At 68.4% G+C, this 20,792-nt stretch carries 15 protein-coding genes; 10 read left to right on the top strand and 5 right to left on the bottom strand.

Annotated features, from left to right (window positions below):
• Positions 1–13: 13 nt before the first annotated feature.
• Entirely contained in the window at positions 14–2,155 is a 2,142-nt protein-coding gene (locus IAI59_RS10615; RefSeq protein WP_207416532.1) for an RIFT barrel domain-containing protein, read from the top strand.
• 21 nt (positions 2,156–2,176) lie between these two features.
• Here IAI59_RS10615 and IAI59_RS10610 read toward each other — a convergent pair whose 3' ends face one another.
• Complete coding sequence (locus tag IAI59_RS10610; protein WP_207416530.1) at positions 2,177–3,187, bottom strand: glycosyltransferase family 2 protein; 1,011 nt, start codon at positions 3,185–3,187, stop codon at positions 2,177–2,179.
• Between the two features lie 374 nt (positions 3,188–3,561).
• Between IAI59_RS10610 and IAI59_RS10605 the strand changes: the two genes are divergently transcribed.
• Positions 3,562–4,548, top strand: a complete 987-nt coding sequence (locus tag IAI59_RS10605; protein WP_237180574.1) for an NAD-dependent epimerase/dehydratase family protein — start codon at positions 3,562–3,564, stop codon at positions 4,546–4,548.
• A gap of 11 nt (positions 4,549–4,559) precedes the next feature.
• Here IAI59_RS10605 and IAI59_RS10600 read toward each other — a convergent pair whose 3' ends face one another.
• Complete coding sequence (locus IAI59_RS10600) at positions 4,560–4,706, bottom strand: hypothetical protein (protein WP_207416526.1); 147 nt, start codon at positions 4,704–4,706, stop codon at positions 4,560–4,562.
• A 73-nt stretch (positions 4,707–4,779) separates the two neighbouring features.
• Between IAI59_RS10600 and asnB the strand changes: the two genes are divergently transcribed.
• Together asnB and IAI59_RS10590 are read left to right on the top strand one after the other, a co-directional pair.
• Positions 4,780–6,708: an asparagine synthase (glutamine-hydrolyzing) gene (asnB, locus tag IAI59_RS10595; protein WP_207416525.1), complete on the top strand. Its 1,929-nt coding sequence runs from the start codon at positions 4,780–4,782 to the stop codon at positions 6,706–6,708.
• 121 nt (positions 6,709–6,829) lie between these two features.
• On the top strand, positions 6,830–7,807 hold the full coding sequence (locus tag IAI59_RS10590) for a glycosyltransferase (RefSeq protein ID WP_207443790.1): 978 nt from the start codon (positions 6,830–6,832) through the stop codon (positions 7,805–7,807).
• A gap of 8 nt (positions 7,808–7,815) precedes the next feature.
• Here the strand turns inward: IAI59_RS10590 and IAI59_RS10585 are convergent, their stop codons facing one another.
• Positions 7,816–8,823 carry a GNAT family N-acetyltransferase gene (locus IAI59_RS10585; RefSeq protein WP_207416523.1) on the bottom strand — a complete coding sequence of 336 codons (1,008 nt, stop codon included), beginning with the start codon at positions 8,821–8,823 and terminating at the stop codon, positions 7,816–7,818.
• 80 nt (positions 8,824–8,903) lie between these two features.
• On the opposite strand from IAI59_RS10585, the gene IAI59_RS10580 reads away from it, so the two are divergent.
• The 5 genes from IAI59_RS10580 to IAI59_RS10560 are packed head-to-tail and all read left to right on the top strand — an operon-like array spanning position 8,904 to position 14,523.
• A complete protein-coding gene (locus IAI59_RS10580; RefSeq protein ID WP_207416522.1) occupies positions 8,904–10,415 on the top strand; it encodes a polysaccharide deacetylase family protein in 1,512 nt (503 codons plus the stop codon).
• A complete protein-coding gene (locus IAI59_RS10575) occupies positions 10,415–11,182 on the top strand; it encodes a YdcF family protein (protein ID WP_207416521.1) in 768 nt (255 codons plus the stop codon). The genes IAI59_RS10580 and IAI59_RS10575 overlap by 1 nt, the downstream gene beginning before the upstream one ends.
• Positions 11,166–12,236: a GNAT family N-acetyltransferase gene (locus IAI59_RS10570; protein WP_207416520.1), complete on the top strand. Its 1,071-nt coding sequence runs from the start codon at positions 11,166–11,168 to the stop codon at positions 12,234–12,236. The genes IAI59_RS10575 and IAI59_RS10570 overlap by 17 nt, the downstream gene beginning before the upstream one ends.
• Positions 12,233–13,399 carry a glycosyltransferase family 4 protein gene (locus IAI59_RS10565; protein ID WP_207416518.1) on the top strand — a complete coding sequence of 389 codons (1,167 nt, stop codon included), beginning with the start codon at positions 12,233–12,235 and terminating at the stop codon, positions 13,397–13,399. The genes IAI59_RS10570 and IAI59_RS10565 overlap by 4 nt, the downstream gene beginning before the upstream one ends.
• A complete protein-coding gene (locus IAI59_RS10560) occupies positions 13,396–14,523 on the top strand; it encodes a glycosyltransferase family 4 protein (protein WP_207416517.1) in 1,128 nt (375 codons plus the stop codon). The genes IAI59_RS10565 and IAI59_RS10560 overlap by 4 nt, the downstream gene beginning before the upstream one ends.
• Before the next feature lie 123 nt (positions 14,524–14,646).
• Here the strand turns inward: IAI59_RS10560 and IAI59_RS10555 are convergent, their stop codons facing one another.
• Complete coding sequence (locus tag IAI59_RS10555) at positions 14,647–15,051, bottom strand: helix-turn-helix domain-containing protein (protein ID WP_207416516.1); 405 nt, start codon at positions 15,049–15,051, stop codon at positions 14,647–14,649.
• A 1,377-nt stretch (positions 15,052–16,428) separates the two neighbouring features.
• Here IAI59_RS10555 and IAI59_RS10550 point away from each other — a divergent pair.
• Positions 16,429–17,937 (top strand): hypothetical protein, encoded by a 1,509-nt coding sequence (locus IAI59_RS10550; protein WP_207443788.1) that lies wholly within the window; start codon positions 16,429–16,431, stop codon positions 17,935–17,937.
• A 54-nt stretch (positions 17,938–17,991) separates the two neighbouring features.
• On the opposite strand, the gene IAI59_RS10545 is transcribed toward IAI59_RS10550, so the two are convergent.
• Positions 17,992–20,538, bottom strand: a complete 2,547-nt coding sequence (locus IAI59_RS10545) for a hypothetical protein (protein ID WP_207443787.1) — start codon at positions 20,536–20,538, stop codon at positions 17,992–17,994.
• Positions 20,539–20,792: the final 254 nt, after the last annotated feature.

Here is a 20,792-nt window from a genome sequence, read left to right as displayed (position 1 = left end):
GGAGCACAGCGGCATGACCGCCGGTCGCGACGACGGCGCACCGGCTTTCGGCCGCCGGGCCTTCGCCTTTGGGCTGGCGGCCACCGGCCTGGGGGCAGGCCTGCTGCGCCCAGGCGCCGCGCTGGCGGCCAACCGTCCGTCCTTCCCCTGCCCCAGCCGCCCCGGCGACATCGTCGGGCTGCTGCTGGAAGGCGGCGGCGGACCGGCTGGCAGCGTCGCCACTTTCGGGCAGGCATTCCGCCCCGGCGACCTGCCGGCCGGCAGGTCCCTGCAGGCGCGGCTGACCGACGGCCAATCCCTGCCGGTGCAGGTGGACGTTCGCAACACCCACCCGGATGGCTCGGTGCGGACCGCCGGCGTGGCGATTGCGGCACCGGCCCTGGCAAATGGACAGATGGCGGGCGTGCTGTTGTCGGCGGGACCAGCCTCGCAGTCCCAGCCCCTGGCGGCCTCGGCCTGGGCTCAGCGACAGGCGGCGGTGCAGGTCACGGGCGACAACAACCGCAGCTGGCGACTGGAATTGATGCCGCTGCTGCCGGCAGCATTGGAGCGTGGCCGCGCCTGGCAGTCAGGGCCGCTTGCGGTGCAGGGGCGGATCGAGGCGGCGGTGCCGTCAGAAGTCGCTGGGCGCGTGTCATCGCTGCGGCTGGTCGCGGACGTGGCGGTACACTCGGACGGCACGCTGCGCATGGACGCGTGGCTGCGCAACGATATCGCCATGCGCGACGGGGGCGGAACCGCCCGCTACACCGCCGCCTTCCTGCTCGACGGGCAGGAAGCCGGGCGCTTCGAGATTGGGCGGCATTGGCAGTACACCGCCTGGGGCCGTCTGGCCGTGGCGCGTGGCCAGACGGCGGGCAATGCGCCCCGCGTGCTGCACGACGCTGCCTATCTGGCGGATGCCGGCGCCGTCGCGCGCTATGATCTGCGGACCGGTGTCGATGATGCCGTGCTGGGCGAGATGAGCCGGGTCATGGCTGATCGAAACTGGGCAACGCCGCTCACCGCGCGCAGCATCACTCAGAACATGCACCAGACCGGGGGACGGGGGGATATCGGCCCGGCAACCCAGCCGCAGACCGTATGGCTGATGACCGGAGACCGCCGGGCCGCTGCCTATGCGATCGGCCAAGCAGAGGCGGCGGGCAGCGTTCCGTGGCACTTCTGGGACCCGGCCGGCGGCTCCGCGGCGGGCGGTCGCAACCGTCCTGGTCCTGGCGGCTGGTTGGACACGCTGCGGTGGCCCCGGCTTTGGACGGACGGGCGCGGCGGGCCGCCGCCGGGCGGGCTGACGCAAAACATCGCCTCGGATACGGGCTGGGAGGTCGATAGTGCCCATCAGCCGGACCTTGGTTACGTGCCCTACCTGCTAACCGGGCGGCGGGCATTTCTTGATGGTTTGCAGGCGCAGGCCGCATGGAGCGTAATCTCGCAATGGCCGGCAGTGCGCGAAACGCCGGGCGGCGAGTCGGTCAACGTGGTCCGTGGCAATCAGGTGCGCGGCGCGGCGTGGTCGCTTCGTCAACTGGACAATGCGGCCTGGACCGCACCGGACAATGATCCGAATCGTGAATACTTCCGCGTGGCGTCGGCTGGCAACTGGGCCTGGATCCGCAGCAACATTCCGAAGTGGACGCAGGAACAGGGTGAGCTGCACGGCTGTATCCCCGGTGTCTATGGCGCGAATGGAGCCCTGCCCCCGTGGCAGCAGGATTACTTCGCTTCCACGGCGGCCGCCGCAGCACGGCGCGGCAATGGCGAGGCATTGGCGGTGCTGCGCTGGATGGAAAACTTTCTGGCCGGCCGGTTCCTTGCTGGCAGCAAAGGCTTCTCGCCACGCGATGGCGCCGCATATCTGATTGCCAGCCAAGAGAACAGCAATGAAACCCGCCCACTCCGGACATGGGCCGAAACCGGGCAGACAACCCGGCGCAAGGACATGTCGAATGGCGACGGGTGGGCCAAGACGCAGGGCGACTACGCCCAGTTAGCCTTGCAATCTCTTGCCGCCCTGGTGGACCTCACCGGCACCACCGAAGCGCGCAACGCTTACGCCTGGCTGTCTGGCGCCGGAGCACCGTTCACCCGCCAGCAGGACTATCGGCGCGACCCGATCTTCAACATCGTGCCGAAAACGGCCGGGCCGCGTTGCTAGCGCATCATGTGCGGGCCGGCCTCAGCCGGCTCGCCCACGGGTTGCCGATATCAGGGTGCCGAGCAGCGCCAGTCCCTGCCCCGCCAGCCTTCGGGGCCATGACGGCCAGCCGGCGATCCGTATCTTGAGGCGGAGACGGGCGGATTGCCCCTGAGGCGGCAGCAGCGCCGCGATCTGGCGCACTGCCGCGAAGTCGCCACGGGCAAAGGCAGTATCCAGTGCTTGGCGCCGCCGCGACGCGGCGCTCGCGCGAAAGGCGGCGGCGTGCCGGGCCGCGGCCGGCCGCGTGGCCAGCACGTGGTCGAGGATCCAGGCATCCCCCAGATTCATGGCCTGCACGTCGCCGGAGAAATTCCCGCCGTGTTTGCGGATACCCACCAGCGCCCGGTGCATCACACCGAAGGGTGCGTGCTCTGCCAACCGCAGGGCCGTCGCGAAGTCGGAACCGACACGGCGGCCTACCGATTCGTCCCAGCCGCCGATCGACAGCATGAAGTGGCGGTCCGCGACGAGACAGGATGGAAAGAACGGCTGGAAATCCAGCAGCCGGTCTTGGATCGGCGCATCGAATACCGACATGTCCGGCGCCACGCTCCGCAAGCCGTCCCAGAACCCCGCCGGCGCGGCGGCAAACTTCCGGGTGCTTTCCCAGACACCGTCCCGTACCACGACGAAATCGCCAAAGGCGCAACGCAACCTCGGTTCCTCGACCCACATCCGCTGCATGGTGGCGAGATAGTCCGGCTGCCACAGGTCGTCGCTGTCGCAAAACGCCAGCAACTGGCCGCGGGCCAGGGCCATGCCGGCGTTGCGTGCCGCCAAGTCGCCGCCATTGGGCACCCGCAGCACGCGGATGCGGGGCTCATAGCGGTGCAGCACGGCGGGCGTCGCGTCGGTGGAGCCATCGTCAACGACGATCACTTCCAGGGGCGGCAACGTCTGGCCGAGAATGGCGTCCAGTGTCGCGGGCAGCAGGTCGGCGCGATTGAACACCGGCACGATGACGCTGATGCCCAGATCAGTGGAAAGCATCAGCAGCCCTCCTGAAGGGCTGGCATGGTCATCAGATTGCAACAGCTGGGATGGTATGTTGTGCCAGTTCGCCCAGATTGAAGCAGAACCGGGACGAGGCCATCGGCCGGGCCGGAAACACTGAACGTCAACACATCGCTCCTGCTGTCACAGCGGCAACACGCATGGGAGCAATGGCATGCCGCACTGCGTTATCCTATCGCGCCGCTCCCGTTTTGACAGTATAATCTGACGAATATACTCGAATTTTCATTGTAGTCAGAGAATTTTACACCTAGTTCAATTTTAATACTTCAAATGTAAACGTGCGTTATGCCAAATTTTACACTTTGTGTCGGGCGGATACTTGGATATTCTTTCACCCGTCGAGCACGATGTCGGAAGGCCTTACGATCATGGCGACCATTCTAGTCACCGGCGGATGCGGGTTCATCGGATCCCACCTTTGCGTGGCACTGCTGGCGCGCGGCGACCGCGTGCGTGTGCTCGATGACCTGTCGACCGGGTCCGAATCCAACCTCGCCCCCGGCGCCTCGCTGATGATCGGCGACGTGGCGCGGCCCGACACCGTGCGTCAAGCGATGGTCGGGGTGGACGCGGTGTTCCATCTGGCCGCCGTGGCCTCGGTGGAGCGCGGCGTGCAGGACCCCTATGGCACGCATTGCGTGAACCTGTCCGCCACCGTCGCGGTGCTGGACGCGGCCCGGCACCAGGGTGCGCCCGTGGTTTATGCGTCCTCCGCCGCCGTGTACGGCGATGCCACGGACCTGCCGCTGGCCGACACCACGGCCACCCGTCCGTTATCCGCCTACGGAGCCGACAAGCTGGGTTGCGAGCAGCATGCCCGTGTTGCCGGGCACACGCACGGCGTTCGCACGGCCGGCCTGCGCTTCTTCAATGTCTATGGCCCCCGCCAGGACCCGCGTTCGCCCTATTCCGGCGTGATCTCCATCTTCTGCGACCGGCTGGCCGCCGGGCGCGAAGTCGTCGTGTTTGGCGACGGTGGCCAAACGCGCGACTTTGTTTACGTGGGCGACGTGGTGCGCCGTCTGCTGGCCGCGCTGCCCGCCGCCAGCACCGCGGCGCCGGTGTTCAATGTCTGCACGGGTCAGCCCACCTCGGTGCTGCAGCTGGCGCAGACCATTGCCGCGCTGTGCGGCCAGGATGCGCGGATCCGCTACGACACGCCACGGGCCGGCGAGATCCGCGACTCCCTCGGCCGCCCCAGCCCGATCGCGGGCCTGGCCGAGGCGCCGCCCGTGACGTTGCGCGACGGGCTGGCCGAGACGCTGGCTTGGCTCGCCGCCGGCCGGCCGGGCTTGTCGCAAAAGGCCAGCCCGGTTCCGGCCTTCAGCGCATGACGAGGCGCTGCCTAGCGCAGGAGCCAGCGCAGCAGGGCGGCGAAGGCCGTCCAGCCCAGCAGCGACGCCAGCAGGATCGCCAGCGCCGCGGCCGGCCAGGACCAGCGCGGCGTTGCGGGGTCATCCCCGGGATCGTCGTCCCGTCCGTCAGGCAGCATTCATTCGCCCTTCCCCCGAACCTCACCGCAGCGGCGCCCCTCGGGCGGCGCATGTCAGCAGGATAAGCATCGCATGTGCGGTCTGGCAGGACTATTCCACTTCTCCGGTGCCCGGGTCCCCGATCAGGCGCTGCTCCGCCGCATGACGGACGCGATGCACCATCGCGGACCGGATGGCGAGGGCTTGCATGCCGAGCCCGGCGTGGCGCTCGGCCACCGCCGGCTGGCGATCGTCGATCTAGCCGGCGGCGTGCAGCCGATGGCCAGCCCCGATGGCGAGCTGATCGTCACCTTCAACGGCGAGATCTACAACCACGAGGTGCTGCGGCGCGAGCTGGAAGCCGCCGGACACCACTTCCGCACCCGCTCCGACACCGAGGCCATCCTGCATGCCTGGCGCGAATGGGGCCCGGGCTGCCTGCAGCGCATGAACGGCATGTTCGCCTTCGCCATCTGGGACCGCAGCGCCGGCGCCCTGTTCCTGGCGCGTGACCGTCTGGGCGAGAAGCCGCTGCACTATGCGCAGCTGCCGGACGGCACCGTGGCCTTCGCGTCGGAACTAGGTGCGCTGCTGACGCTGCCCGGCATCGCACGGCGCATCGACCCCCGCGCGCTGGAGGACTTTCTGTCGCTCGGCTACGTGCCGGATCCGCATACGATCTATGCCGGCATCCATCGGCTGCCGCCGGGCCACCACCTGATGCTGCGCCGCCCCGGCATCGCCACCCTGCCCCGGCCGACACGCTACTGGCAGCCGCCGACCACGACCATCGCCGCGACGGCCGCCGATGCCGCCGCGGAGCTGTCCGCGCGTCTGGAGGAATCGGTGCGGCTGCGACTGATGTCGGACGTGCCGCTGGGTTCCTTTCTGTCGGGTGGCGTCGATTCCGGCGCTATCACCGGCATCGCGGCCCGCAACGCTTCCACCATGCAGAGCTTCACGATCGGCTTCCCCGGCACGTCGGACGAACGTCCGGCCGCCGCCGGCATGGCCGCGATGTTCGGCACCACGCACCGCTCGGAAACCTCGGAGCCCGATTACCTGGATGCCGCGCGCAGCCAGGTGGCCCTGTTCCACGAACCGTTCGGCGATCATTCCTCCGTGCCCACGCTGGCCGTCTGCGCGCTGGCCCGCAAGCATGTGACGGTGGCCCTGTCCGGCGATGGCGGCGACGAGGTCTTCGCAGGCTATCGCCGCTACCGCTGGCACCAGATGGCCGAGGCGGTGCGGGCCTATGTGCCCGCCTCCGCCCGCCGGCATGTGCTCGGGCCGCTGGCGCGCATCTACCCGAAGCTCGATGCCGCGCCGCGCTGGCTGCGCGCCAAGCACACGCTGACCGAGATCAGCCTGGACAGCGCGCTGGGCTACTACCGCACCGTCTGCAAGCTGCACCGGGACAACCGCCGCGCACTGCTGTCGGCCTCGCTGCGCAGCGAATTGGGCGACTACGACCCCGGCGACCGCTTCGCCGGACTGATGGCCGAATGCGACCCGGACGAGACCCTGCTGCAGGCGCAGTATGCCGACCTCGCCACCTGGCTGCCGGGCGACATCCTCACCAAGGTGGACCGCACCAGCATGGCGGTGTCGCTGGAAGTGCGGCCGCCGATCTTGGACCACACGCTGGTGGAATGGGGCATGGCGCTGCCCACGGCGCTGAAGCTGAAGGGCGGCGAAGGCAAGCATATCCTGCGCCAAGCGGTGGCGCCGCTGCTGCCGGAGCGCGTGCTCCATGGACCGAAGCAGGGCTTCGCCGCCTCGATCGGCGCGCAGCTTCGGGCGCAGGCGCCGCTGGTGAAGCAACGCCTGCTGGGCGGCGCGATGCTGGATTCCGGGCTGTTCGACGCCGGCGGGCTGGCCGCCATGGTGGACCGCCATGCATCGGGCCGGCATGACCATGCGCAGGCCATCTGGCAGCTTCTGGTGCTGGAGGGCTTTCTGGCCAACGAGGCCGGCAGCACGCCCCAGCATGTCCGCGAATCTCGCACGGTCGACGCCTGACACCATGATGCCAGACAGCACGACGGGCTTCGCGCCGCGCGGTGCTGTCCGGATCGCGGCGCGGGAGCGGCGCAACACATCGGAGCCGCCGGACGGGGTTGCCCCCGCCCGGGATGCTGACATGGAAGAACTGAGCATGGCGGCTGCGAGCCACCAGCAGGCCGGAGCGGATACGGCGGCCTTGGATCTGGCCGTCGCCGTTTCGGCCTACAATGAGGCCGCGCACCTGCGCGACTGCCTGCGGGCGCTGGCGGTGGCCGGGCGTGGGCTTCGCATGGATGTGACGGTGGTCGTCAACGGCAGCACGGATCGCTCGGCCGAGGTCGCCACGGCGGCGATGCGGGAAACCGGGTTGCGCGGCCGCGTCTGCCAGATTGCCTACGCGGACAAGTCCAACGCCTTCAACCAATATGTCTATCGGCTGCGGGTCGCGGCACCGGTGCATGTGTTCGTCGATGCCTATGCCACGGTGGCGCCCGATGCGCTGTCGCTGTTGCTCCAGGCCCTGAGGAACGCGCCCCTGGCGCATGCCGCGGCGGCGGTGCCCAGCAGTGGCCGCAGTGCCCGCCACCTGCGTGACCAGATGCTGGAAGTCCCGTCCATCCATGGCTCGCTCTTCGCGATGCGCGACGCTTTTCTGGACCGGATCGCCGGGCAGAATGTCCGGTTGCCGCTGAACTTCTATCGCGGGGATGGTCTGATCAGCTCGCTGGTGCTGCATGACCTCGATGCGCAAAGCGGCGACTGGCAGCACCAATGGATGGTGGTGGAACCCCGCGCCACCTGGACCGCGCCGACGCTGCGGCTGTGGCGCTGGCGCGACGCGCGGCGGCAGCTGCGCCGGCTGGTGCAGCAGGCGCGCGGCCGGCTGCAATGGCATCCCGTCAAGGGCGCCATCTACCAGGGTGGCTTTGCCGCCATGCCACCGCAGGCGGATCAGGCGACGCTGGACTGGTTGCAGGCGATACCGGCATCGCACAACCCCCGCTGGTGGCGTGATCCCTTCGCCACGCTGGCGGTGCGCCGCATGCGCGCCCTGCCCCCGGCGCCGCCGGAACAGGACCTGCTCCCCCGTGTCGTGGCGCGGTTCACGCAATGATTCTGGCTTCAGTGGTGGTGCAGCCGCGCGCGAAGCCGTGCGGCGATGCCCCAGGCCGACCAACGGGGCACCAGTTGCGCCCAGTGCAGCGGACAGGCGCCATCGGACAGGCTGCGCTTGTAGCGGTCGTCGCCGCCCAGGAAATCATAGACGTCGTCGCCCCGCGCCAGCGCATGGGCGATCGCCAGCGCGTGGCTGGTCAGCCCCGGCCGGCGCTGCGCGTCGTCGCCACCCGGCCGAAAGCCGCTCTGGTAGGCCAACACGTGGCCCCGCAGGCGAAAGTTATAGAGATAGCCGATATCTTGCCCCTCGGCCGCGATGCGCAGCAGGTCAAGCTCGCCACGTGGCAGGGCCGCTGCCACCAGTGCCTGATGGAAGCGCAGCAGAAAGGGCGTCGCGAAGGCGCCAGGGCGGCCGCGCGCCTGCCAGCTGGCGGTGTGCAATGCGATCAGTGCCTGCAGCCAGTCCAAAGCTTCCGGCACGCTGCCGGCCCGGTGCAGCACCGGCATGCCATAGGCCCGCAGCGAACGGCGGACCTGCTGGCGTGTGTTAGCGCTGCGGCCAGCCATCCAGTCGCCGCCCGCGTCACGCAGGGCCCGCAGGTCCAGCCGTGGCGCCATACGTTCCTGCAGCCGCAGCGCGGTGCCGCCAGCCTGGACCACCAGTTCAGGCGCGACGCCGGACAACACCAGCCGGCGGGCACCAAGCACCGGCCAGGAGGCGCGCAGCAGCGCTGCCGCGGCGTCGGGGCGCGCCACCAGCGGCGCGTTGTGTTCGATGAAGGGTGCGTCCAGCGCCGCGTCACCACTTTCCGTCAGATGCAGATGGCGGCCGCGCCGGTTGAACAATGCCAGCCCCAGCACCACGCCATCCTGGGTGGCGCGGAGCAGCACCGGGTCGGGGTAGCGTTCCTCGGCGAGGCAGCCCACCCAGGTCCAGGACTGAAAGAACGACAGGGCCGGCGCCGCCGCTTCCAGCGCACGCCATTCAGGCTCCAGCTCGGCGAAGCCGCTCAATGGCACGCGTTCAATCTTCACCCTTGCGAAACTGCCGCGATCCGTGGCCGAAGGAAACCCGCAATCGGTGGAAAGGCTGGATGATGCGCGCGCCCCGGGTTCTGCATCTCGTATCGCGCTATCGCCCTGGCGAAAGCCAGCTGGATGCCGCCAGCGCGGCCATGCAGGAGTTGTCGCCCCGCCTGGGGCACGAGGTGCTGGTCACCGGGCAGCACCGCCCGGCGGTGCCGCCCTTGCCGCGCAGCACCTTGGCGGCGATCCATTACCTGTCTGACGGCCCGCTGGGCGAGGCCGCGCGCCAGGTGGCCCTGACCGGCTGGCTGCTGCGCAACCTGCACCGCTTCACCGCCGTGCAGATGCATGACGCGGACGACCAGGCGCCACTGGTTGCCATGCTGTGCAAGACGAGCGGCCGGCGGCTGGTGGAGGGTGGCATTCCGGCTGGCACCCCTCGGCAGGCCGCGGCGCAACAACTGGGCGCCTATGGCGTGCGGATCCCCACCGCCGTGGCCGCGGCCCCGGACACCGAGCTGGGCTGCGATGCCTCGATCACCGACCGGCGCTTTCATGACGCGGCCGTGTTTCCCGCCGGCCCGCCACTGCTGCTGACGACGATCGACGCCGAGGAAGCGTTCAACTGGTCCCACCCCTTCTCGCTGGACGCGCGGGACGTGGTGTCCATGCGCAGCCAGCATCTGGCCCACCGCGTGTTTTCGCGGCATGGCGTGGTGCCGGTTTACCTGGCCGACTACCCGGTGGCGGCGCAGGACGCCGGGCGGGCGCCCCTGCGCGAGCTGCTGCAGGACGGGCTGTGCGACGTGGGCGCGCAGATGCACCCCTGGGTGACGCCGCCGCATATCGAGACCATCAACGAGAGCAACAGCTTCGCTGGCAATCTCCCTGTCGCGCTGGAACTGGAGAAGGCGCGCTGCCTGACGGATACGCTGGCAGATACCTTCGGCACCATGCCACGCATCTATCGCACGGGGCGCTACGGCGTCGGGCCGCGCACCGCTGACATCCTGAAGTCCCTTGGCTACGTGGTGGATAGCAGCCTCGCCCCCTGCTGGCCGCCGCCGGGCCGGCGCGGCCTGCCCGGGGCCTGGGCCAGCGCGCCCAAGCCGTACTGGGTGGATGCCGACCGCACGCTGATGGAAATCCCGGTTTCCGCCGCGCTGGTCGGCCGGATGTCCGGCCGCAGCGGCGAAGCGCTGGCACCCTTTCTGTTCGGCCCGCGTGCCCGCCGCCTGCCCATCGCCGGCGGCATGGCACGGCTGGGCCTGCTGGAACGCATCCGGCTGACCCCGGAAGGCATGACGGTGCCCGAAGCCAAGCGGCTGGTGCGCCACATGCTGGCGGGCGGCCACCGGGTATTCTCGCTGACCTATCATTCGCCGTCGCTGGAACCGGGAAACACGCCCTATGTGCGGGACATCGCGCAGCGGGACCGCTTTCTCGCCTGGCTGGACGAATTCTACACCTTCTTCCGCGAGGAAGTGGGCGGCCGCATGGCGACATGGCAGGAGGTGCGCTTCGGTTCCGGCGCCACGGCTGAACAGCCGGCGAATACGCTGCTGGACGCATTGCCCTGATGGAGCTGTCCGTCTCGCTCCTGCCGCAACAGATCCTGACGGCGCTGGTCCTGCCGCCGCTCGGGCTGGTGCTGGCGTGCCTGGCGGGCGGATTGCTGGCATGGCGCGGCTGGCGGCCGGGCGGGCTGGTGGTGATCGCCGCCGCGCTGGCGCTGGGGCTGATGTCCACGCCGATGGCGTCCGGCCTGCTGACGGAGTCGCTGGAGCGCGAGGTGCGGCTGGTGGGCGCCGCCCGGGCCGGGCCGCCGGGGCCGGCGCCGCAGGCCATCGTCATCCTGGGCGCCGAGCTGGCGCATGGCATGGACGGCGCGGATGTCGGGCCGATGACACTGGAGCGCCTGCGCGCCGGGGCAGCGCTGCACCGGAGCACCGGCCTGCCTATCCTGGTCACCGGCGGGGTGCTGTCGGCCGGCACGCCCCCGATCGCGACGCTGATGCAGCACAGCCTGGAAACGGATTTCAACGTCCCGACCCGATGGGTCGAGGGCAAGGCGCCGGACACCAGGGGCAACGCGGTGGAAAGCACGGCGGTGCTGCGGCAAGACGGCATCACAGCCGCCTATGTCGTCACCCATGCATGGCATCTGCCGCGGGCGCTGGAAGCCTTCGGGCGCACCGGCTTGCACGTCGTCGCGGCGCCGGTGCGCGTGACCCGCGGGCCTGATGGCAGCTGGTCGGACTGGATCCCGCGTCCGGACCACCTGTCCGAAAGCTGGTTCGCGCTGCGCGAATGGGCCGGGAGGCTGGTGTATGCGATCCGCGACTGACACCGCCGTGCTGGTGCCGCTGCCCCCCGCCGCCGGGCTGCCGGCCTGGTGCGACCCGTTCCTGGCACCCAGCGGCAGCGCCGACTTCTTCGGCAGCCGCCTGTGGTTCGACACGGTGCTGGCGCATGCCATGCCTGCTGGCGCCGAGCCGGTGCTGGCCCGGGCGGGCGACACGCTGCTGCTGCCGTTGATGCGCCAGTCCGGCACGCTGCGCAGCCTCGCGACACCTTATACATTGAGCTGGCAACCGCTGCTGGGGCCGGACCAGTCCACGGAAGCCGGCGCAATGGCCATGGGCAGCCTGTTGCGCGGCCGGGCGCCGACGGTGCTGGACACGCTGCCGGAGGATGCGCCGAAACTCGCCGTGATCCGGGCCGGTTTGCGCGGGGCCGGGCTGCGGGCCCTGCCCTTCACGCATTTCGGCAATTGGTGGCAACCGCTCGATCCCGGGGCGGGCTGGCAAGGCTACCTCGCCGGCCGTGCTCCCGCGCTGCGCAACACGATCCAGCGCAAGCTGGCCAAGGCCATGCGCGACACCCGCTTCGAGCTGGTCGTCACCCCCGGCGCGGCCCTGGAAGCCGGCATTCGCGCCTACGAGGATGTCCGCGCCCGCAGTTGGAAGCCGTTTGAGCCGTTTCCGGATTTCGACGCGGCCCTGATGCGGGCGACGGCGGCCGCCGGGCTGCTGCGCCTCGGGGTGCTGCGTGACGCGGCAGGCGCGGTGCTGGCGGCGCAGTATTGGGTGCTGGCCGGTGGCTATGCCTCGCTGCTCAAGCTGGCGCATGCCGAGGATGCGCGGGCCGGCTCCCCCGGCACGGTGCTGACGGCCCTGATGATCCGCGGCCTGATCGAACAGGACCGCGCCACCGCCCTGGATTTCGGCCGCGGTGACGATGGCTATAAACCGCTTTGGGTGGCCGAGCGTCGCCAGCGCATAGGCCTGCTGCTGGCGGACCCGCTCAACGCCGCAGGTCTGCTGGCCATCGCCAAACAAACCGCAGGACACGGTCGCCGCCAGGCGATGCAATGGATCGAACGGAGACGCCACGCATGAGGATCCTCTACAGCCACCGCATCCGCTCGCGCGATGGGCAGGCGGTGCACCTGGAGGCCATGGTGGACGCGCTGCGCGCCGCCGGCCACGAGGTTCTGGTGGTCGGCCCGCCCGGCTTTGCCCAGGCGGAGCTGGGCGGCGACAGCAAGGCGGTTTCGCTGTTGCGCGACAAGCTGCCCGGCTGGGTGGGGGAGCTGGCCGAGCTGGCCTACATCGTGCCCGCCACCCTGCGGCTGGAGCGCGCGGCGCGCGACTTCCGCCCGGACGTGATCTATGAGCGCGCCAACCTGTTCCACCTGGCCGGCACCATAGTCTCTGCCCGCCACAAGGTGCCGTTGCTGCTGGAGGTGAACGCCCCCCTGGCCGAGGAGCGCGCGCGCTTCGGCAACCTGTCGCTGAAGCGGCTCGCCACCGCGCTGGAGCACCTGCCCTGGCGCCGGGCCAGCCGCGTGCTGCCGGTGACGGAGGTGCTGGGTGCCAAGGTCGCCGCCGCCGGCGTGCCGCGCGAGCGCATCACCGTGGTGCCCAACGGCATCCATCCGGAAGACTTCGCCGCCCTGCAGGCGCGACCGGAAGGCGGGCCGGTGGTGCTGGGCTTCGTCGGCTTTATCCGTGACTGGCACGGGCTGGACCGGGTGATCCGCGCCCTGGCTGGCTATCGTGGCACGCCGACGCTGGCGATGCATGTGGTGGGCGAAGGTCCGGCGCGGGTGCCGCTGGAAACGCTGGCCAGGGAGCTCGGCGTCGCCGACCGCGTGACCTTCGGTGGGCTGGCGGCGCGGGAAGCCATCCCGGGAATCGTGTCCCAGTTCGACATCGCCTTGCAGCCGGCATCCGTGCCCTATGCCTCGCCGCTCAAGGTCTTCGAATACATGGCGGCCGGCCGAGCCATCGTCGCGCCCGACCAGCCCAACCTCCGCGAAGTGCTGCGGGATGGCGAAACGGCGCTGCTGTTCGATCCGAACAATCCCGAGGAGCAGTGGCAGGCGATTCTGCGCCTGGCCACCGACCCGGCGTTGCGCCGCCGGCTGGGCGAGAATGCCCGCGCCGAGATCAGCCGCAGCGACCTGACCTGGGCCGGCAATGCCCGCCGCGTGCTGGCGCTGGCGGCCGAGGAAATGTTCCGCCTGCGCGGCGCCGCGCCGCGGAGCGCCGCCGAATGACCGCGCCGCTGCTGCTGCATGTCTATCCCACCTTCGACGTTGGCGGGGCGCAGGTTCGCTTCGCCGCCATCGCCAACCGGTTTGGCGCCCGCTACCGCCACGCCGTGGTGGCGCTGGACGGGCGCAGCGGTTGCCTGGAGCGCATCGCGCCCGGGGTGCCGTTGGAGATGGTGGCGTCGCCCGTCACCAAGGGCGAGGCGCTGCCCCGCACCATGCTGGCGATCGGCCGCCTGTTCGCCCGCATGAAGCCGGACCTGCTGGTGACCAGCAACTGGGGCAGCATCGAGTGGGCCTTGACCCGGCTGGCCCGGCCGTCCCTGCCCCACCTGCATACCGAGGACGGCTTCGGGCCCGAGGAAAGCGGCGGCCAGTTCCGCCGTCGCATCCTGACGCGCCGCGTGGCGCTGCGGAACAGCACCGTGGTGGTGCCATCGCGCATCCTGATGCAAGCGGCGCTGGAACGCTGGAACCTGCCCGCCCGGCAGGTGCATCACATTCCCAACGGCATGGATGTCAGCCGCTTTTCCCCGGACGGCGCCGCCGCCGATGCCGGGCCGCCGGGCCAGGCCCCGCTGATTGGCACCGTCGCGGCCCTGCGGACGGAAAAGAACATTGGCCGCCTACTGCGCGCCTGCGCCCTGCTGCGGCGGGACGGCGTTTCCCTGCGACTCGCGGTGATGGGTGACGGGACCGAACGACCGAAGCTGGAAGCACTGGCGGGCGAACTTGGCATCGCCGAGGTGGTCCGCTTTGCCGGACACATGCCCGACCCTGCGGCTGCTTATCGCGGACTGGATATCTTTGCCCTGTCCTCGGACACGGAGCAGATGCCCTTTTCCGTGCTGGAGGCCATGGCGTCCGGCCTGCCGGTCGCCAGCACCGATGCCGGCGATGTGCGGCATATGGTGGCGGAAGAGAATGCCGCGCTGGTGGTGGCGCAGGAGGATGGTGCGTTGGCCGGTGCGCTGAGGCCGTTGCTGCAGGATGCCGAACTGCGCAGCCGCCTTGGTACCGCGAACCGGGCGAAGGCGTTGCAGGACTACGACCAGGAAACCATGTTCCAGGCGCATGCTGCCGTGATCGACCGCACGATCGGCCGCACAACCCTGGCCACGGCGGCCTGATAAAAGGCCTGCCGCCCCGAAGGGCAGCAGGCCTGCAAGCGCATCATCCTGATGGCCACTGGGGCCGCTCGACCGCATGGACCGGCCCGGGGGATAGCCGGGACCATGCGGTGACCTGCCGGATCAGGGGGTCTCGTCGGTCCCGTTCCGCTGCGCCTGGGGCGACGTCATCATCCGGGCAACGGCGACCAGCGCGCTGCGGTGGCGCGGGTCGGAAATGCTGCCGAACATCTGAATCAGCTCGACGATCTCCTGGCCAGAATTGGCCAGGTTCGGCATTGCGACCGGCTCGGTACCGGCGGCGGCGGCGGTTGCCAGCAGCGTGTCGGGGCGGACGCCCAGAGCATTGGCGATATCGATCAGCCGGCTCGCGGTGATGCGCGTCGAACCGGTCTCGTAGCGATGCAGCTGCGCACCGGTGACACCCACCATGCTGGCAATCTGCTTCTGCGTCAGCCCGGCCGAGCGGCGGTACTGACGGATTTCACGACCGACGGCGGAATCAGAGGTAGTCGGGCCACGGGTCATTACACAGTCTCCAGAACAGAAAGGGACGCCAAGGCGATGTCCACGGGGCGGAAGGGGGCGCCAGCTCCGGCGCAGCAAGCGGGGCGATCTTCGGGGGGGCTCATGCATCGATCTCCATTTCTGTCCGCCAGGAACGTCAAGCGGTTCGGTGCAAAACCTTACGCAACCAGAGCTGGCGACGCATAGAACGCCATGTGTCGCATTTGGAAAACCACCACATGCAAACCGACCTGCGAATTACGCAGTTTAGTACCACACCAGCCTCAATTGTAATGATTGTGGCAGCCAGTATCTTACAAATTTTACGCATGTTTGGCTTACGTTCGAGCCAATCTCATGAATAAGCGCCTCTATCCCTCATGATATTCTGAGGAATCTATACAAATTTTTTCCGAATTGCTTTGCAAGTTAAGTTGGTAATCAGGATTACTAGGTGGTTTACCCCAAATTTTCTCAAAACTACTTGTATTATATTGTTTAAATGACGCTCCATCTGTTTTTCTTGCAAAAAATTCTGCACAACAAGACGTGATAAGCGCATGCGATAAATCGCCCATGAAGCAGGTATTGGTTCTGTGGAGTTGAGAATTCCAATGAAGTTCGGATCGTCTTGGGCCGGTTTGGACGATCACGGAGCCGTGTTGACTGCACAGGTACCATGCTCCGCAGCTCACGGTTTTGAGAATACTTCCTTATCGTACCGATGCCTGGATTGGGCTCTTTTTCCGCCGCAATGAGGTGTCGAACTCGCAATGGGCGCCTGTCCCCAAAACTTGCGATATCGAAATTATAACTGTCGAAAATTTTTACACTTCTTGCTACGCAGTTTAAGAATGGTGAGGTACGCCGGGGCGAGGTTTGCCTCAGAGGTAAATCTCGCTGGCTTGGGACGGGCGGCAGAAAGGTTTGGGGTTATGTGGGTTGCTCGCTCTTTTCAGTGCCCCCATGCCTTCCAAGATATCGTCGCCGCATCCGGCGGGTTTGCGTTTTTTTCGTCAAGAAGATGGGGTTTGGAGGCGCAGGTGAACTGGCCATTATCCGTGGTGATCGGAACGGCATTGCGGTTTGGGCCTGCTGCTGTCCTGGACCGTTGTGCTGCCCTGGGGACCGTATGTGGCGCAGTGTCAGCAGCGCGCGGGAGCGGGACTGTTGACGGGCGCCTGAATGCTTAAAGTGACCGCATTGCCCCGCAAGATCCCGTCCCTTGGCTCCAGGCACGCGGACACGCCTTCGTTGTGCGCAAAGGGCATCCACCTGAGCCTTCAAAGCGTCAGCCCCGACCTGGCGGCCGAATGGCTTGGGAATGTTCACCCCGCCGCGCGGCGACGTGACGACGCGGTGGAAGCCTATAGCCGCGCAATGCGCGAAGGATGCTGGGTGCTGAACGGCGTGCCCCTGGTGCGTGCACCGTCCGGGCTGTTGATCGATGGCGTCCAGCGCCTTCATGCCTGCGTTGAAACTGCCATCCCGCTGCGCACCATGCTGGCGGAGCAGGTCGACAGCGAGGTGTTCCACACGATCGACCAGCACCGGCGCCGCAGCTTGGCCGGCATGCTGAAGCAACGGGGCATGCCGCATCATCTGGCCCTGGCGAATTTGCTGACGCGCCTCGCCCAATATGACGAATGCGTCCTTTCCACCGGCACCCCTGGCACCACCAGCTGGATGCGGTTGTGGCGCGTCGTGCATGGCAGCACGGCGCTGAGCGAAGCGCTGGCCGAAAGCCTGGCACGCCCTGCCAGCCCGCTGCCGGAGCCGATCCGCAGCATGCTCGTGGCCATGGGCCGGCAGGTCGAGCCCGGCGTGACCACCCGCCTGCTGGACGCATTGGAGCAGCACGACAGCTACCAGCCTGACGAGCCGGGCGTGGTGCTGTTCGACGAGATCGAGCGCAGCGGCGAGGAAGCGGCATCGACGGCGGGGCTGTATCGCCTCAGCGCATTGGCCATCAAGGCCTGGAACGCGACGCAACAGGGCGCCCGGCCGCGCCGCTTGATGTGGCAGCCGCCCGGGGCCGACGGCAAGCGCGGCGAGCCTTTCCCGCGGCTGATGGGCTACCGGGGGCTGGATGCCTTTGACGGCGGCGTTGTGCCGCGGCGTGGCGAGGAGCAGTGCGAATGGTCGATGGAGGAGATCGACCCGGCGACTGCGGCACGCTACCTGTCGCAGCACCCCTCGGCCCGTCCGCCAGTGACGGCGGTGGTCGAGGCATTGGCGCTGGATATGCGGCAAGGCCGCTGGTGCGACAACGCGCAACCCATCTGCTTCACCGCATCCGGTCACCTCGCGGACGGGCAGCACCGGCTCCTGGCGGTGATCGCGGCCCAGACGACACTCCGTGTGCCGGTGGTCCGTGGCCTCGCGGACGATGCCTGCGCCAGCTACGACATGCAGCCGCGGCGCTCGGCCGTGGCGGCGGCTCCGGAAGATCCGGATATCAAGTTTGGCGACCAGCCGCTCGCCACGGCCATGGCGAACCTGCTGTGGCGCTTCGAGCGCAAGGTGCCCACCGGCACCCGGTACAAGCGGGCCAGCGCAACAGAGATCCGTGAGATCCTGCAGCAGCATCCGCGCTTGATCGAGTTGCGGGGCTACGCGCGCCGCATGGTGGAACACGGCCGCAGTTCCGTCATGGGCTACGGCGCCTATGTGATCGAGCGCGAAAACCCGGCGCTGGGAGGCGTGTTCCTGGACGCGCTGGCCACGGGCACGGACCTGGTGGCGGGGCATCCGGTGCTGGCCACGCGGGCCGCCCTGCAGCGGTTGCGGCGGGAAGGTGCTTCGCAAGAGGAACAGCTCGCGGCACTGCTGGCCGGTTGGCGGCGCTACAAGGTGCACCGGGTGGCGGAGGATGATCTCCGCCGCCTGCGCGCCACCAAACGATAGTCGCGGCAAAGGTCAGGGGGCCCGGCAGGTCGCCGTGCCCCCTGACCATTCGGTTTAGAGCCCGAAGATGTCGCCGCTGCCGTGCGCCGTCAGATTGGCTTCGCCATGGCCCATGAGGGCCACGCCGGTTCCGGCCGAAACACCATCCATCAGGATGTCAGCGACATACAGCACGCCGCCTGGCTCACCCTGCTCAGGGAAGCTGAGCAGCACGTGGTGGTCCGTGTCGGCAGTCACCTGGCCAAGCACCACTTCGCTGACCGTCGCGCTGCCATCGCCGATTGCACCATGGAACATCTGGACGCCGTCCACCGTGATGACGACGTCTGGCGCACCACCCACAAAGCCGAAGGTCCCCACCTTCATGCTCAGCGACGCGACACTGTCCGGAGCCGGCTGCTCGGGAACGGGGTCGGGGGTCGGAGTGGGTGTGGGGGTGGGGGTGGGCACCGGGTCCGGAGTTGGATCAGGATGGGACGGAACGGGATCCGGGGTCGGAACAGGATGCTCGGGAACCGGGTCCGGGGCGGGCGTCGGATGCGTGGGCACCGGGTCGGGAGTGGGCACCGGCTCGGGCGTCGGCTCCGGGACCGGCTGCGTCGGCGGCAAGTTACCGCCCGGGAGCACGGGAATGTCCGACGGGCTTGGCGCCGCGATGGCAAAGGTCGGGTCCTTGCTGAAGGTGGCGTCGTTGACGAAGGGCGGCGCATCCGCGGCCAGGGCGTTATAGGCTGCAATGGCCTCGGGCGAGCCGGTCAGGTGGGCGATGCCGGCCAGGGTCGCCATCGCCAGCTGCGCGTAGTCTCCATCGGAATGCGCCCAGCCGCTCCCGTTGGACCAATTCCAGGCCACCGTTTGGGCACCGATCTCGCCCCAGGTCTGCAGCGGCTTGCCCGTGGCGGGGTCGCCGATCGCGATCAGGTAGGCGGCGCCATCATGTTCGGCGAAGCCCTGTGCCTCATGCGTGAAGCGGCCGACCAGGAAGTTCGACTGCCACTGCAGAAAGGTCAGCGCATCGGCATTGCCGTGCGAGGCGGCGGCAATGGCGGTGGAGGCGAAATAGTCCTGCTGCCACGGCGGCAGCGCGTTGTCGGCACCGTAGTCGCCCGGCACCCAGCCATGCGCCTCGCCCTGGGCGGCGGTCCAGGCGGGGATCTGGTCGACCAGCCAGGCCCAGTTGGCCTTGGACACGGCGGTGAAGTAGCTCTTCTCGGCGCTGCCGTCCGGGCTGGCCCAGGCGGCCTCGTCGATCTGCCGCAGCGCCCAGGCGGAATGCCGCACCTGGCCGCCATTGACCACGATGAAGCCGTCCTCGCCCCGCGTGTCGTTCCAGATGTTGAGGACGTTCCAGGCACCCTGGGCCTGCAGGTTGTCCAGCATCCAGCGTTCGCCGGTCAGCAGGTAGGGCACGTAGGACAGGTCGGGCTGGTGCGCCGAATCCAGGGTCCAGCCATCCGGCTTGCCGATCTGCTGCGTCAATCCGGTCGTCTGGGAATTGCCCGGGGTGCCGGTGCCGCCGCGGCCGTCGGTCCACAGGCGCGGGTAATCCTCGGCCGACAGCCAGCCACCATTGGCGTTGTCCCACTGGTGCCACGGGATCACGCTGCCGGCTTCCGCCTGACCCATCGCATAGGCCGCCGCCCGCGGGTCCTGCGACATCAGCCACGCCGTGTTGGACGCCGTCGTGAAGCCGATATCGTCGCGGCCGCCGGTATTGGGCATGTATTGCAGCACGCCGTGCGCCGAAAGCGGGTCGGCGAAGTCGAACAGGCTCGCCGCCAGGCCCCAGCCCGCCAGCTTGGCCTCGCTGATGCCGATGCTCAGATCGTACTGCGCCACCGCTCCAGTGGCCTGCAGATGCGCCACGTCGTGGCGGATGTTCAGCCACCCGCTGCCCGAGTCACCCAGCCCCTGTCCACCGTCGTGGTCCGTGGTGCTGAAGGTCTCGTGCCAGTTCTGGTATTGGCCTTGGTTGACGTTCTCGCGCATCACCACGTCGCCATCCAGCGTCGCGGTGACATGGTAGGCAGCGTGGCCACCATTGGCGAGCATGGCGCCGTCGTTGTTGAATTGTGCGTCGATCTTGAGCCCGCCGCCCTGAAAGGCGGTGACGTCGAAGACCAGGCGCTGCGAGCCATCCAGGGGGATCTCGACCCGCGCCTGGCTGGCCAGGGCACCGGTCTGCCACACGCTGGCGGTGCCGTTGGCCAGGGCATCCTGCAGCATGTGCAGCACGTCCACGCCGTGGTTGCCACCGGACCCGGCGATGTCCACCGTGAAGGCGTGGCCGGCGAGGGCCTGGGACAGATTGATGGCGGCGGCGGAGGACGGCGCGGCGGTCGCCAGCGTCACATCCAGGCTCTGCCCCGCGGCCAGGTCCGGCCGCAGCACGGACAGCACGGCCATCTTCACCGAGCCGTCATCATAAGTGGTTTTGACGTCCAGCTGGACGGCGCTGGTGGCGCCGCCGATCGTTGCATTCAGGCCGCTGCCTGCGGCCAATTCCCCTTTGGCGAAGACTTCAGCGAAGGTGGTGACGCCGCTTTCGAGCAACCTGGCCCCGGCGTTCTCCAGGGCAAGGTTAATGTTCAAAATGCTCACAGTATTTTCACCCCACGTAAACAGTACAGACGTCATTTCCCAAGCAGCAGTCTGCTTCTCGATTCACTCGTGAATCGATTCCACTTATCGCTACTCGACCCTCCCGAATCTTTGATCCGTTGTTGGCGGGGGTGATCCCACATTTCTTTACGATCACCAAATCGCATCAAATCTTTGCGTGCCATAAACTAAATCGATTTGGCCAATCCCGGCGCTTGCCGGCCCCCCGGGCCGATACCCAGTCACCCGCCAAA

Origin of the sequence: Roseomonas haemaphysalidis (genome assembly GCF_017355405.1) — a bacterium.
GTDB classification, from domain to species: domain Bacteria; phylum Pseudomonadota; class Alphaproteobacteria; order Acetobacterales; family Acetobacteraceae; genus Pseudoroseomonas; species Pseudoroseomonas haemaphysalidis.
The sequence above is the reverse complement of the archived record's forward strand: the minus strand, read 5'-3'. Positions and strand labels throughout refer to the sequence as shown.